At 60.8% G+C, this 14,744-nt stretch carries 11 protein-coding genes; 4 read left to right on the top strand and 7 right to left on the bottom strand.

Annotation, left to right across the window (positions count from 1 at the left end; all coding sequences use genetic code 11):
* Positions 1-41: 41 nt before the first annotated feature.
* Positions 42-2,570 (bottom strand): PepSY domain-containing protein, encoded by a 2,529-nt coding sequence (locus ACM6JM_RS28970; RefSeq protein ID WP_414882886.1) that lies wholly within the window; start codon positions 2,568-2,570, stop codon positions 42-44.
* A gap of 132 nt (positions 2,571-2,702) precedes the next feature.
* Complete coding sequence (locus ACM6JM_RS28965) at positions 2,703-5,024, bottom strand: TonB-dependent receptor (RefSeq protein WP_414882885.1); 2,322 nt, start codon at positions 5,022-5,024, stop codon at positions 2,703-2,705.
* A gap of 207 nt (positions 5,025-5,231) precedes the next feature.
* Between ACM6JM_RS28965 and ACM6JM_RS28960 the strand changes: the two genes are divergently transcribed.
* Both ACM6JM_RS28960 and ACM6JM_RS28955 read left to right on the top strand, forming a co-directional pair.
* On the top strand, positions 5,232-5,912 hold the full coding sequence (locus tag ACM6JM_RS28960) for a Fe2+-dependent dioxygenase (RefSeq protein WP_039769208.1): 681 nt from the start codon (positions 5,232-5,234) through the stop codon (positions 5,910-5,912).
* The gene (locus ACM6JM_RS28955) at positions 5,913-6,671 is read left to right on the top strand and encodes a tetratricopeptide repeat protein (protein WP_414882884.1); all 759 of its coding nucleotides are present in this window, start codon (positions 5,913-5,915) and stop codon (positions 6,669-6,671) included.
* Between the two features lie 60 nt (positions 6,672-6,731).
* Here ACM6JM_RS28955 and ACM6JM_RS28950 read toward each other — a convergent pair whose 3' ends face one another.
* The 5 genes from ACM6JM_RS28950 to ACM6JM_RS28930 form a co-directional block, all read right to left on the bottom strand.
* Positions 6,732-7,895, bottom strand: coding sequence for a type III PLP-dependent enzyme (locus ACM6JM_RS28950; RefSeq protein WP_039769212.1), 1,164 nt, complete (start codon positions 7,893-7,895; stop codon positions 6,732-6,734).
* An 858-nt stretch (positions 7,896-8,753) separates the two neighbouring features.
* The gene (locus ACM6JM_RS28945) at positions 8,754-9,908 is read right to left on the bottom strand and encodes a betaine/proline/choline family ABC transporter ATP-binding protein (protein ID WP_039769215.1); all 1,155 of its coding nucleotides are present in this window, start codon (positions 9,906-9,908) and stop codon (positions 8,754-8,756) included.
* Positions 9,905-10,558 carry an ABC transporter permease gene (locus tag ACM6JM_RS28940; protein ID WP_007953690.1) on the bottom strand — a complete coding sequence of 218 codons (654 nt, stop codon included), beginning with the start codon at positions 10,556-10,558 and terminating at the stop codon, positions 9,905-9,907. Before ACM6JM_RS28940 ends, ACM6JM_RS28945 begins: the two co-directional genes overlap by 4 nt.
* Positions 10,559-10,571: 13 nt before the next feature.
* The gene (locus ACM6JM_RS28935; RefSeq protein ID WP_064593352.1) at positions 10,572-11,465 is read right to left on the bottom strand and encodes a glycine betaine ABC transporter substrate-binding protein; all 894 of its coding nucleotides are present in this window, start codon (positions 11,463-11,465) and stop codon (positions 10,572-10,574) included.
* 20 nt (positions 11,466-11,485) lie between these two features.
* Positions 11,486-12,175: an ABC transporter permease gene (locus ACM6JM_RS28930; RefSeq protein ID WP_172829515.1), complete on the bottom strand. Its 690-nt coding sequence runs from the start codon at positions 12,173-12,175 to the stop codon at positions 11,486-11,488.
* Positions 12,176-12,530: 355 nt separating this feature from the next.
* Here ACM6JM_RS28930 and ACM6JM_RS28925 point away from each other — a divergent pair, with 355 nt between their 5' ends.
* Together ACM6JM_RS28925 and ACM6JM_RS28920 are read left to right on the top strand one after the other, a co-directional pair.
* The gene (locus ACM6JM_RS28925) at positions 12,531-14,114 is read left to right on the top strand and encodes a peptide chain release factor 3 (RefSeq protein ID WP_011332431.1); all 1,584 of its coding nucleotides are present in this window, start codon (positions 12,531-12,533) and stop codon (positions 14,112-14,114) included.
* 335 nt (positions 14,115-14,449) lie between these two features.
* A complete protein-coding gene (locus tag ACM6JM_RS28920) occupies positions 14,450-14,710 on the top strand; it encodes a hypothetical protein (protein WP_103385642.1) in 261 nt (86 codons plus the stop codon).
* The last annotated feature ends 34 nt before the right edge of the window (positions 14,711-14,744 follow it).

Below are 14,744 nucleotides of genomic sequence, written 5' to 3'. Positions count from 1 at the left end.
GCTGTGGGAGCAAGCTTGCTCCCACAGTTATCCAAGGTGAATCAGTAAACGTCGCGGCGATAGCGACCCTGTTCGATCAGGCGTTCGACTTCGGCAGCGCCCAGCACTTCATTGAGCACCTGATCCACGCCCGACGCCATCCCTTGAAGGCTGCCGCAGATGTAGATCACTGCACCGTCCGCCAGCCATTTCTTCAACTCGCCGGCCGATTCGCGCAGGCGATCCTGCACGTAAATCTTCTCGGCCTGATCCCGCGAGAACGCCAGATCGAGGCGTTCCAGATCGCCATTGATCAACCACTCTTCCAGCTCTGCGCGGCAGAGGAAGTCGTGCTCGCGATTGCGTTCGCCAAACAACAGCCAGTGGCGCTGTTGGTTGTCGGCGATCCGTGCCTTGAGCAAGCTGCGCAGCCCGGCAAGGCCGGTGCCGTTGCCCAGCAGGATCATCGGCACCGGAGCGTTCGGCAGGTGGAAACCGCTGTTGCGGCGGACCCGCAGGCTGATGCTGCCGCCGATCTGCGCATGCTCGGTCAGCCAGCCGGAGCCGATGCCGAGGCTGCCATCGGCATGCTGTTCTTGCCGCACGATCAGTTCCAGTACGCCGTCGGCGGCAATCGAGGCGATCGAGTATTCGCGCATGGCCAACGGCACCATCGCATCGACCAGCGCCTGGGCGTGCAGGCCCACCAGATGGGCGCGGTGCTCGGGCAACTGGCGGCTGGCGAGGGCCACTTCCAGCGACTCCTGCAGGCCGTTGACCTTGACGCTGGTTTCGCCACGGATGCCGAGGCCGTCGAGGAAATGCTCGATGGCCCACGGGCAGTTGCGCGGCAGCACTTCCACCAGGTCACCGGCCAGCCAGCTGCGAGAAGTCGGCGCGGTCAGGCCGAGCAGGAAAACCGGGGCGCCGGCGCTGTCCGGGTTCATCAGCTCGCGGCGCACCAGTGTCCAGTTCTCGTAGCTCGGTGCCTGCCAGGTGTCGACCGGTGCTTGCCCGGTGAGCAGGCCGAGCTGGGTCTGCCAGTGACGCAGCGCGTAAGGATCGCCGCTGTCGACTTCGACCGGGGCGAACAGGGTCTTGCCACCGTGTTCGCCCAGCCATTGATGCAGGCGTCGGGCGAAACCGCAGAAGTGTTGATACTGCCGATCGCCAAGGCCGAGTACGGCGTAGTTGAGGCTGTCGAGGGTCGAGGCGTTGTTCAGCACTTTGCGTTCGAAACCGCGCGCGCTGTCCGGCGCTTCGCCGTCGCCGAAGGTACTGACCACGAACAGCGCGTTGTTTGATTCGCGCAGATTCTGCTCGCTGACATTCGCCAGCGGCTGCACCTTCACCGGCAATCCGGCGGCCTGCAATTGACCCGCAGTCTGCCACGCCAGTTGCTCGGCAAAACCGCTCTGGCTGGCGAAGCCGATCAGCCACGCCGGCGTATCGCCGGCCGGTTGGTCGAGGCCTTTGCGGGCATCCTTGATCTGCTTTTTCTTGCGTCGGCGATCCAGATAAAGCAACCAGCCGGTGATGAAGAACAGCGGCATCAAGACGGCCGCGACGGTGACGATGATCCGCCCGACCAGCCCGAAATAGCTGCCGACGTGCAGCGCGTAAATGCTGGTCAGCAATTGCGCCTTGAAGCTCTTGTCGGCGTAGCGGTCGACGCGTTTGACCACACCGGTGGCCGGGTCGAGGGTGATCTGGTTCAGCGCGCGGTCATGGGGCGAGCTGTCGAGCAGGTAGAACACGGTCGCCGGTTGGCCGGCCACCGGCGGCATGCGGATGTTGTAGGAAGCGAGGCCCGGGCCTGCGGTGCTGTAGATGCTGAGCCACATGGCGGCGTAATCGGCAGTCGGCGCCGGACCTTCAGGCGCCGGGCCACGACCACCGCGCACGCGCTCGTTTTGCGGTGCATCGGAAAGCAGTCGGGTCAGGCCCTTGTTGTACCACTCGTAGGACCAGGACAGTCCGGTCAGTGCCAGCAGCAGGTAAACCAGCATGCACCAGGTGCCGAACACCGAGTGCAGATCCCAGTTGAAGCTGCGGCCCTTTTTCTTCCAGTCGAGGGTCAGCCACACGCGCCAGCTGTGCCACTGGCGCGGCCAGCGCAGGTACAGGCCGGACAGGCAGAAGAACAGCAGCATCAGGGTGCAGGCGCCGGTGATGTTGCGGCCGGTATCGCCCATGGCGAGGAACCGGTGCAGTTGCAGCATCAGGCCGAAGAAGTCCTGGCCGGTGGCGTCGCCCTTGAACTCGGCGGTGTAAGGATCGAAGTAGCGCATCTCGCCCCGGCGCTCGCCTTTGGGCGGGGTGAACCAGACGCGGCCGGCGCTGCCGCTTTCGGTTTCGACCGAGAGCATCGAGACTTTCTTGCCCGAGGCCGCTTCGATGTGCGCCACCAGATCGGCGGGCGGCAGCACGCCGGCGACCTGCTTCTCGACCTGCAAAACCGAAGGGTTGAGGGCTTTGAGAATTTCGTCCTGAAACGAATAGGCAGCGCCGGTGATGCCCATCAGGGCCAGCACCAGCCCGGCAGTGATGCCAAAAAACCAGTGCAACTGGAACAGGGTTTTCTTCAACACGTTGCTTGCCTTGTCCGTTCGGAGGTTGTGTTCACGGCGTGCATTATGCCGTGGCCTATCGAGAAACGTTCTTTATTACGCACAAAAGCCCCGCTCAAATGAATGAACGGGGCTCGGTACTTCCCGCTTCGATCAGAAGTGGAAGTTGGTGCTCAGCAATGCCGTACGGCCCGCCGCCTGATTGGCGAAGTGGGTCGAGAAGGCCTTGTCGTAGTAGGTCTCGTTGGTCAGGTTCTGCACGTTCAGTTGCAGGTCGACGTTCTTGCTCAGCTTGTACGCCGCCATCGCGTCGTAGCGAACGTAGGAATCGACCATGGTGGTGTTGGCCACGTTGCCGAATACGTCATCCACATAGAACGCACCGCCACCGATGGTCAGCTTCGGCGTGACCTGGTAAGTGGTCCACAGGCTGGCGCTGTTCTTCGGCGTGTTGGGCAACTCGTTACCGTTGTTGGCCTTGTTGGCCGGCAGGTCACCACCGTCCACCTGTTCGCTGTCCATGTAGGCGTAGCCGGCGAACACTTGCCACTTGTCGGTGATCTTGCCGCTGGCGGACAACTCGATACCTTGTACACGAGTCTTGCCGGCGTTTTCGTACGAGGTGGTATCGACCTGGACACGCGCGTTTTCTTTCTCGGTGCGGAAGATGTCGGCGGTCAGCGACAGGCGATCGTTCAGCAGATCCCACTTGGTACCGACTTCGTAGTTCTTGGTGGTTTCCGGCTCCATGTCGCTCTTGAGCAGGTTGCCATTGCGATCCGGCGTGCCGCCCAGCGGGTTGCCTTCCTGACCTTCACCCAGGGTGTTGCCCGGCGGAGTGGCGGAGGTGGCGTAGGACGCATAGATGCTGCCGTTCTCTGCCGGTTTGTAGACGATGCCGAACTGACCGGTGACGAACTCGCTGGTGTCCGAACCCTTGGAGGTGGTGCGGCCAGCGTTGGTGTAAGTCTTGTAGCCGGTTTCGAAGTGGTCGTAACGCAGGCCCATGTTCACCAGCCATTGCTCGGACAGCTCGAGGGTGTCGAACGCATACAGTGCGTAGGTATCGGACTGGGTGTCGGTGCCGGCGTAGTTGCGCGAAATGGCGCCGTTCCACGGATCGTTCGGCGTCGGGTTCGACAGCGAGGTGCAGTTGTAGCCGCTGGCGGCGCCGATCAGACCCGGGTTGCAGTTGGTGGTCACGGCCGAGGTGCGCGGCGTGGTGTCGGTGTTGACGTTGTACGAGGATTTGCTGCTTTCCTCACGGGTGTACTCGACACCGGTGGAGAAGCTGTTCTTGAAGCCGGCAACGTAGAAGTTGCCGAACAGATCGGTCTGGTTGGTGGTGGTCTCGGTGTTGCTCACACGAGTGTTCGCACGACGCCAGACGCTGCCGTTGTTGACGTTGCCCTTGCTGTCGTCCGGCTGGGTCAGGATGTAATCCTGCATGCTGGTGCCGTGACGCAGGGTGTTCTTGATCGTCAGCGAGTCGCTCAGGTCATGCTCGATGGCGAAGGTCGCGGTGTCGGTGCGGCCCTTGCGGAAGTCGCGGTCCAGACCGTAGAAATTGCTGTGATCGCCGCCGGCGTACGGTTTGTCCGGGTTGGACTTGGTGCGCGCCGCCGAGCCGCCGGCCGGAATGGTGTAAGGGATGCCCGAATCCGGCGTGTCGTTGCTTTCGAGATGGTAGTAATCGAGGTTGACGCGAGTGTCGGTGCCCAGGCCGAAGGCCAGGGACGGCGCGATGCCCCAGCGGTCGTAGTCGACCTTGTCGCGACCGGCGACGTTGCTCTCGTGGCTCATCAGGTTCAGACGGCCGGCAGCGGTGTCGCTGAACTGGTAGTTGCCATCCATGGTGTAGCGCTGGGTCTGGTCGGAGCCCCAGGTGAAGCCACCGTCGAACGAGTTGCCCAAGTGGGCTTTCTTGCTCACCAGGTTGATGCTGCCGCCGGCTGCGCCGCGACCGCCGATGGCGGAGTTCGGGCCCTTGCTGACTTCGATGTTTTCCACGGCGAAGATTTCGCGGCTCTGGGAGCCGGTGTCGCGCACGCCGTCGAGGTAGGTGTCGCCCTGGGCGTCGAAACCACGGATGAACGGACGGTCGCCCTGCGGGTTGCCGCCTTCACCGGCACCGAAGGTGATGCCCGGTACGGTGCGCAGCGCGTCCTGCATGTTCAGGGCGCCGGTGTCTTTCAGGACTTGTTGCGGGATAACGGTGACCGAACGCGGGGTATCAACCAGCGGCGCGGTGTACTTGGGCGAGGAGGCTTTCTCGACCTGGTAGGAGGTCGAGTCCTGGGCTTCGCCGGTGATGGCGGTGGCGTCCAGGGCGATGGCATTGCCGGTGGCTTTGCTGTCGGTTTTTTCGGCGGCGAACACCATGTGGCCTGCGGAGCCGGCGGTGATTGCCACGCCGATGGCGGAAGCGAGCAGACGTGGTGAACTGACCGGTACTTGTGCTGGTTGACGTGCCATTTTTATTCCCCTCCCCAAGGATTTGAGGCGGCGGAATATAGGGTAAACAGGTATTCGTATCAATTGCGAAACATTACTATTCGCGACAAATTTACATTCTTTACAATTTAACCTTACGGTTTTTGCCAGTTCATTCGTCTAGCGGGTTTTACACAGTCAATAAGAATCAATACCATTGGCATCCTTTTGCCATCTGGTGACGTCGCCATGCTCCTGCACATTCCCGCGCTGTTCGAGAAAGACGAAGTGCAGCGTATTCGCGAGGCGCTGGAACAGGCCGACTGGGCAGATGGCAAGATCACCGCCGGCTATCAATCGGCCAAGGCCAAGCACAATCTGCAGCTTCCGGAAGGCCATCCGCTGGCGAAGGAAATCGGCGCGGCGATGCTCGAACGGCTGTGGAAAAACCCGCTGTTCATGTCGGCCGCGCTGCCGCACAAAGTGTTCCCGCCGTTACTCAATTGCTACACGGCGGGCGGCAGTTTCGATTTCCACATCGACAACGCGGTGCGTCAGCCCAAGGGCAGCATCGAGCGGGTGCGCACCGATCTGTCGGCCACGCTGTTTTTCAGCGAGCCCGAGGACTACGACGGCGGCGAGCTGGAAATCCAGGACACCTTCGGCACCCAGCGAGTGAAGCTTCCCGCCGGCGACATGGTCTTGTATCCCGGCACCAGCCTGCACAAGGTCAATGCAGTCACTCGCGGCGCGCGTTATGCCTCGTTCTTCTGGACCCAAAGTCTGGTGCGCGAAGACAGCCAGCGAGCCTTGCTGTTCGAGATGGACGGCGCGATCCAGCAACTGACCCAGGACATGCCCGATCACCCTTCGCTGATCCGCCTCACCGGCACCTATCACAATCTGTTGCGTCGCTGGGTCGAGGTGTAAGTGGCGGACTTTCGGTTACGCCGCGAAGAAGTCCTCGACGGCGAACGCCTCACGGCCATGCTTGAAGAAAGCCCTGCTCGTGCGGCTCAGGCAATTCTGATGGCAGCGGGTGAGGGCGTGCTGGAAGCGCAGGCGCTGCTCGGGCAGATCCTGCTTGATGGTCACGGGATCGCTCAGGATCAGCCGCTGGCCTTGCGCTGGTTTGAGATTGCCGCCGGGCAAGGTCATCTGATGGCGCGCAACATGCTTGGCCGCTGTCATGAGCACGGTTGGGGGTGTCCGGTCGATGCCGCGAATGCTGTGCAACATTATCGAATCGCTGCCGCCGGCGGGTTGGATTGGGCGATGTACAACCTCGCCAACCTACTGGCGACCGGGCGCGGTGTCGCGGTCGATCATCTTCAGGCCATGGCGCTGTATCAACGCGCGGCAGAGTCCGGGCATGCCAAGTCGATGAACCTGCTCGGGCGTTATCTGGAAGAGGGGCAAGTGTGCCCGGCGAATCCGGCAGCGGCCCGTGACTGGTATCGACGTTCGGCCGAAGGCGGGGATTTTCGTGGGCAGTTCAGCTACGCGGCGGTGTTGGCGGCTGAGGGGCGCGTTGATGAGGCGTTGGTCTGGCTGGAGAAAGCGCTGGCCGGCGGCAACCTGAATTTTCTGCGCGTGGCCAGCCAGACGCTGGCGAGCGCAACCGATCCGCGAATCCAGGCGCTGGCGCAGGCCTACACTCACCGTTGCACCGAGTTACAGAACACCTGAATCGCAGCCATAAAAAAGCCCATGACACGTCATGGGCTTTTTGCATTACGCCAGCATCGCTTACACGTAGAACGATTTCAGCGGCGGGAAGCCGTTGAACTCTACCGCGCTGTAGCTGGTGGTGTACGCACCGGTCGACAGCCAGTACAGGCGATCACCGATCGCCAGGTTCAGCGGCAGGCCGTACTTGTAGTTTTCGTACATGATGTCGGCGCTGTCGCAGGTCGGGCCGGCGATCACGACTTCTTCCATCTCGCCTTTCTTCTCGGTCCAGATCGGGAACTTGATCGCTTCGTCCATGGTTTCGATCAGGCCGGAGAACTTGCCCACATCGGTGTAAACCCAACGCTCGACGGCGGTGCGGGATTTACGCGCAACCAGCACCACTTCGCTGACCAGGATGCCAGCGTTGGCGATCAGCGAACGGCCCGGCTCCAGAATGATTTCCGGCAGGTCATCACCGAAGTCTTCCTTGAGGAAGCGGATGATTTCTTCGGCGTAGGTTTCCAGGCTGTTGGTGCGAGTGATGTAGTTGGCCGGGAAGCCACCGCCCATGTTGATCAGCTTCAGGTGGATGCCGTCTTCTTCTTTCAGGCGCTCGAAGATCACTTTGACCTTGGCGATCGCCGCGTCCCAGACGCTGATGTCACGCTGTTGCGAACCGACGTGGAACGAGATGCCGTAAGGCACCAGGCCCAGGTCACGAGCAAGGATCAGCAGGTCCATGGCCATGTCGGTCTGGCAGCCGAATTTGCGCGACAGAGGCCAGTCGGCGGTGGTCGAGCCTTCGGTCAGGATGCGCACATAGACTTTGGCGCCCGGTGCGGCCTTGGCGATGTTGCGCAGGTCGGCTTCCGAGTCGGTGGCGAACAGGCGCACGCCCTTCTCATAGAAGTAGCGAATGTCCTTGGACTTCTTGATGGTGTTGCCGTAGCTGATCTGGTCCGGGCTGACGCCACGGCTCAGCACTTTGTCCAGCTCATAGATCGAGGCGATGTCGAAGCTCGAACCTTTCTCTTTGAGCAGATCGATGATCTCGACGGCCGGGTTGGCCTTGACCGCGTAGTAGACCTTGGCGAATTCGAAACCGGCGCGCAGGTCATCGTAGGCCTGGGCGATCATCGCGGTGTCGATCACTACGAACGGGGTTTCCTGTTTGTCGGCGAACGCCTTCATTTTCTGAAAGGTTTCGCGCGCGAAATAGTCTTCGACCTGGATCGACATGCTGGGAACTCTCCTACTGGCAAACAAAGTTAATCAATGGGTGCGAGGGTGTGTCATCAATGAATTCGCGAGTGCGTTGTGCCTGAGCGCGTGCCAGGCAAGGCGCAGGCCGCAGCTAATGGTTGCTCCCTTCGCAAGGCCTGCAACGCAGCATGGCGCGCGCTCAGGCACAACCCGAAGGGCCGGGCCTGCTTTTGCGCAGGGCTGCGTTGCTCGTCCCTTATTTGGAACAACCAAACTGCGGGCCTCGCGCCTTGCCCTGCGCAAAAGCATGCCCGGCGCACTCGTGAATTCATTGATGACACACCCTCCTGAACGTCCTCCGTATCCCCACTTTGGTTCGCCTACTTCCCAAGGCATGTCGCCGAAAGCAAAAAGGCCATGGGAAATGAAGCTTTCTTTCCCTTGGCCTTGCTGTCTCGTCGTCAGTACTTGAGCCGGATGGATCGTTTCCAGCATGGACGTTCGGCGCGAACTTTAGGGCGTGAGGGGCCTGAGATCAACTAAAAATGTCGCGTTTTTGCACGCTTCTGACGTACGTCGCGGATATCACTCTTTGTACCCGACCGAGATGACGGCCAGATGTTCCGCAATAATTTTCAGGTGTTAAAAATACCTGCACGTTCGACGCTGATGTGTGCCAAGTCTCAGATAAGTGCGTTCACTTCAACATCGGCGACGTTGGCGGCGAGAAGGGGAGGTGCGAGGGAAGTTGCTGGTTGAGGCAGAGATCTTCGGGCGGGTTCAACCTTCTGACGTGTTGATATTTCTTGCCGGCCCATAGTCGGCAAAATAATCACGGCTTTCAGATTCCGGCGGTCGAAAAAAAGGGCTGTCGAACAGCCCTTTTGCATTTGATCAGGCCACCGCTTCGGCCGGTGACACGATATTGGTCTTCATTCCGCGCGAACGGCCCGAACTCAGGTAAGCCGCAATCGACTCCTGGGTGACCTCGCCAAGGAACACACGCTCGGCATCCATCACTGGCAGCCATGAGCGATTGAACTCGTACATGCGCGACAACAGAATGCGCAAATGCTCGTCGTAGGCAGCGGTGGCGTTGAACTCGCGGAGGAATTGCGCACAGGTGCCGGTCTGACGGTGCAGGTCGCGACGGCGCACATAACCCAGAGCCTTGTTCTCCGCGTCAGTGACGACGACATAACGACGGTCATGCTCGTCCATCAACTCCAGTGCATCGGCCACCGGGGTTTCCGGGCTCACCGACGGCGCGTTGTCCGCGGCGTCTTCGGCTTTGACCAGCAGCAGACGTTTGAGGGTGCTGTCCTGACCGACGAAGTTGCTGACAAAGTCGTCCGCCGGATGAGCGAGCAGGGTGTCCGGATGATCGATCTGCAGCAACTTGCCGGCGCGGAAGATCGCGATCTTGTCGCCGAGCTTGATCGCTTCGTCGATGTCGTGGCTGACCATGATCACGGTCTTGTTCAGCGCCCGCTGCATCTCGAAGAATTCGTTCTGGATCATCTCGCGGTTGATCGGGTCGACCGCGCCGAACGGTTCGTCCATCAGCAGCAGCGGTGCATCCGCCGCCAGCGCACGGATCACGCCGATCCGTTGCTGCTGGCCACCGGACAGTTCGCGCGGGTAGCGATGCAGATACTGCTTGGGTTCAAGCTTGATCATGCTCATCAGTTCGCGGGCGCGGTCGTGGCATTTCTGTTTGTCCCAGCCGAGCAGTTTCGGCACCACGACAATGTTCTCTTCGATGGTCATGTTCGGGAACAGACCGATCTGCTGGATCACGTAGCCGATGTTGCGGCGCAGGGTCACTTCGTCGAGGTCGGTGGTGTCTTCGCCGTTGATCAGGATCTTGCCCGAGGTCGGCTTGATCAGGCGGTTGATCATTTTCAGCGTGGTGCTTTTGCCGCAACCCGATGGCCCGAGGAACACACAGATTTCGCCTTCATTGACGGTCAGGCTTACCGAGTCCACGGCTTTCACATCTTTGCCGTTGCTTTGGAAGGTCTTGCTGAGGTTTTGAAGTTCGATCATTTGAGGAGTCCTTTTGGAGTCAGCGAACGTTGCAGCCACTGCAAAATGAGGTCGGCGAAGATCGCCAGAAGACTGACCAGCAGCGCGCCGACGATGAGCATCGACATGTCGCTGCGGCTGATGGAGGCGAGGATCAGCACGCCGAGGCCGCCGGCGCCGATGGTCGCGGCAATGGTCATCACACCGATGTTCATCACCACGGCAGTGCGTACGCCGGCGAGGATCACCGGCACGGCGATCGGCAACTCGACCATGCGCAGGCGTTGGCCGAAGGTCATGCCGATGCCGCGCGCGGCTTCGCGGATGCCCGGCTCGACACCGGTCAGGGCAAGGTAGGTGTTACGCATGATCGGCAGCAGTGAATAAAGGAACACAGCGGTGATCGCCGGCATCGGGCCGAGGCCCTGGCCGAACTTCGAGTAGAACGGCAGCAGCAGGCCGAACAGGGCAATCGACGGCACGGTCAGCAGCACCGTGGCGCTGGCCTGCAAGGGGCCGGCGAGGCTCGGGAAGCGTGTCATCAGGATGCCCAGCGGCACGCCGATGAGGATTGCCAGGCTGACAGCAATGCCGACCAGTGTGATGTGCTGCCAGGTCAGGTGCATCACCTGCTGCCAGTCGAGGTGGGAAAAGGCGTTCAAAAATTCCATGACTTTTCCTCCTTTAGTTCAGTGGATGCTGGCGCAGGAAATCGGCAGCGACTTTCGACGGGCTCTCGTGATCGACATCGACCCGCGCGTTGAGCTGGCGCATGGTTTCGTCGTCGAACAGCTCTGCCAGCGGCTTGAGTTGCTCGGCCAGTTGCGGATGCGCGTCGAGGTAGGCCTGACGCACCACTGGCGCAGCGGTGTAGTCCGGGAAGTAGTGCTTGTCGTCTTCCAGCAACTTCAGGCCGAAGGCGTTGAGACGACCGTCGGTGGTGTAGACCAGACCGGCAAACACCTGACCGTTGCGCAGTGCGGTGTAGACCAGGCCCGCGTCCATCTGCCGGATGTTCTTGCGGGTCAGGTTCATGTCGTAGAGCTTGACCATGCCGTCCAGACCGTCGGAGCGGTTGGCGAACTCGGTGTCCAGCGCCACCAGATGATTGGTTTTGGCTTCAGCGCGCAGCACTTCGTTCAACTGGCTGATGGTGTGGATCTGCGGATATTCCTCGGCCACGGTCTTCGGCAGGGCGAGGGCGTAGGTGTTGCTGAATTTCGACGGCGTGAGCCAGACCAGGCCTTTCTTCGCATCGAGTTCTTTGACCCGGGCGTAGGACTGTGCACTGTCGAGTTTTTCGGTGACGTGGTTGTAGGCCACCAGCGACACACCGGTGTATTCCCAGAGCATGTCCAGTTGCCCGGTTTCGTGGGCGCTGCGGGCCAGGTTACTGCCCAGACCACCGGTGATCTGCGCGTCGTAGCCTTTGCTGCGCAGGTATTGCGCGGTGATTTCCGCGAGCAGGGTCTGCTCGGTGAATACCCGGGCGCCGAGGCGAATCACCGGTTTGTCGGCGGCTTGGGCGATGCCTGCGAAGAGCAGCACGCAGCCCAGAATCAAACTAAGTCTTTTCATAAATATTCCTTCGCAAAGCCTCAAGACGGGCGCAAACCGCGTTCCAGCCAGAGACGGCTGGCGAGGGTGACCACGCCATCGAGCAGCAGGGCCAGCAGCGCAGTGCACGCGGCGCCGAGCAGCAGTTGCGGCTGATTGTTCAGGGCGATGCCGGGGAAGATCAGGCTGCCGAGGCTGTTGGCGCCGATCAGGAAGGCCAGCGGCGCGGTACCGACGTTGATCGCCAGCGCCACCCGCACACCGCCGACGATGATCGGCACGGCGTTGGGCAACTCGACTTTCCACAGCACCTGGCGCGGAGTCATGCCGATCCCGACGGCGGCTTCTTTCAGCGAGCCCTGGACGTTTTTCAGGCCTTCATAGGTGTTGCGCACAATCGGCAACAGCGAGGCGAGGAACAAAGCGAAGATCGCCGGACCGCTGCCGATGCCGAGAATCCCCAGGGCAATCGCCAGCACGGCCAGCGGCGGCACGGTGTTGCCGATGTTGAAGATCTGCATGAAGCGTTCGGCGCGGCCGACCATGGTCGGGCGGCTCAGGAAGATACCGGCGGGGAGGCCCACGACAAGGGCGGCCAGCATTGAGGCGAGGACGAGAATCAGATGAGCTTGCAGGTAAAACAACAAATCGTCGCGGTAGTGTTCGATCGTGTTGATGCCGATCCAGTGGACCAGCAGGGCCAGGAGCGCGATCACCACCGCACCTCCCATCAGCCCTTTGCCATAGCGGATAGCCACAGGCGGACTCCTTTTTTTAGTCGGCGACCGCTGCTCCGTGTGGCATGCCATGCCTGGCTGCCGGAGTCAGTGTTCGCGAGAAGCAGCTTTTTTTCAGTCCGGCAAAAGCGGTCTGAAAGCGAGCCATGAGCGCAGCCTCGTCAGGCTAACTTGCTGATTTTTCAGCCCCTGACGAATTGTCGTAACAGGGGATGGACGTCTCCGTGCTTTAAAAGGTTCCCATCCGAGGCAGCATTTGGCCACCCTTAATGTGCTCAACGGTTCGGTTATTGAATCGAGTTGGGCTATAATCGCCGCCCTTTTTTGAATCACCGCCAGGCGATTTCCCATGACCAGACAGGCCGCCGAAGTCGCGAAACGCCGCACTTTCGCCATTATTTCCCACCCCGATGCCGGTAAAACCACCATCACCGAAAAGCTCTTGCTGATGGGCAAGGCGATTGCCGTGGCCGGTACGGTGAAATCCCGTAAATCCGACCGCCACGCGACATCCGACTGGATGGAGATGGAAAAGCAGCGGGGCATCTCGATCACCACGTCGGTCATGCAGTTCCCGTATCGCGAACACATGATCAACCTGCTCGACACCCCGGGCCACGAAGACTTCTCCGAAGACACCTACCGCACCCTGACTGCGGTGGACTCGGCCCTGATGGTTCTCGACGGCGGTAAAGGTGTAGAGCCACGGACCATCGCGCTGATGGACGTCTGCCGTCTGCGTGACACGCCTATCGTCAGCTTCATCAACAAACTCGACCGTGACATCCGCGACCCGATCGAACTGCTCGACGAGATCGAAGCCGTCCTGAAGATCAAGGCTGCGCCGATCACCTGGCCGATCGGTTGCTACCGCGACTTCAAGGGCGTGTACCACCTGGCGGACGACTACATCATTGTCTACACCGCCGGTCACGGTCACGAACGCACCGAAACCAAGATCATCGAGAAGCTCGACTCCGACGAAGCCCGCGCACACCTGGGCGATGAGTACGAGCGTTTCCTCGAACAGCTGGAACTGGTGCAGGGCGCCTGCCACGAGTTCAACCAGCAGGAGTTCCTCGACGGTCAACTGACCCCGGTGTTCTTCGGTACTGCACTGGGCAACTTCGGTGTCGACCACGTACTCGACGCCGTGGTCGACTGGGCCCCGCGCCCGCTGCCACGCGTAGCCAACGAGCGCACCGTGGAGCCGGTGGAAGAGAAGTTCTCGGGCTTCATCTTCAAGATCCAGGCGAACATGGACCCGAAACATCGCGACCGTATCGCCTTCATGCGTATCTGCTCCGGCAAGTACGAGAAAGGCATGAAGATGCGTCATGTGCGTACCGGCAAGGACGTGCGCATCGGCGACGCCCTGACGTTCTTCTCCTCCGAGCGTGAACAGCTGGAAGAAGCGTACGCCGGCGACATCATCGGTCTGCACAACCACGGCACGATCCAGATCGGCGACACCTTCAGCGAAGGCGAAACCCTGGGCTTCACCGGTATCCCGCACTTCGCCCCGGAACTGTTCCGCCGCGTACGCCTGCGCGACCCGCTGAAATCCAAGCAACTGCGTCAGGGCCTGCAACAGCTCGCCGAAGAAGGCGCGACCCAGGTGTTCTTCCCGGAGCGCAGCAACGACATCATCCTCGGCGCCGTCGGTGTGCTGCAGTTCGATGTGGTCGCCAGCCGCCTGAAAGAGGAATACAAGGTCGAGTGCTCCTACGAGCCGATCACCGTGTACTCCGCGCGCTGGATCGAATGCAGCGACAAGAAGAAGCTCGAGGAATTCTCCAACAAGGCCGTGGAAAACCTGGCACTGGACGGCGGCGGTCACCTGACCTACCTCGCGCCGACCCGGGTCAACCTGGCCCTGATGGAAGAGCGCTGGCCGGACGTGAAATTCCGTGCGACGCGTGAGCATCACTAAGCGCTGATTGGCTGCACCCAAAACCCCGTCGCGAAAGCTGCGGGGTTTTTTATTGCCGGAAAATACCTGTGGGGAGCGAGCCCGCTCGCGATAGCGGATGGTCAGCCGAAGTTGGACGGGCTCATCAATCGCCATCGCGAGCAGGCTCGCTCCCCCAGGAGACCTTCCACATTAGATGGATTGGGTATAGGCGTTATTTCCAACCAGTCTCTACAGTCACGGCATTTCCAGCCGCTCCACAACGTCCTATCTGGTGAACCCGGCGGATCGGAACTAGATTTCAATCAGCGTCAGGTCAGCATGAATTTCTCACCTGGAACAGGATGGACTCGGCTATGAAAAGCAGGTTGCTACGGATTTTGCTGCTGTTGAAAGTGATGGTGATGCTGTCCCTCGGCACCGCGACGGCCTGGGCCGAGTGCGAGGATCACGATACCCAGGCGTCCAGCGGGCAGGTGGGGCACAGCACGCTGATGCTGGCCAAGTCCGAGTCCGAGCCGGGCGATAAGGGCCAGGGTGGCAGCGCCGACGATGACGACTCGACCACCGATGAGCCGGACACCGATGATCCGGATGAGGGCGACAGCCAAACTTAGTGTGCGGAGGGCACATTTCCACGCATTTGGCTTT

It is taken from the genome of Pseudomonas sp. IT-P2 (assembly GCF_949767575.1).
Taxonomy (GTDB): Bacteria; Pseudomonadota; Gammaproteobacteria; order Pseudomonadales; family Pseudomonadaceae; genus Aquipseudomonas; species Aquipseudomonas pharyngis.
Note: the sequence above shows the minus strand (reverse complement) of the source record. Positions and strands in the feature narration are given on the sequence as shown.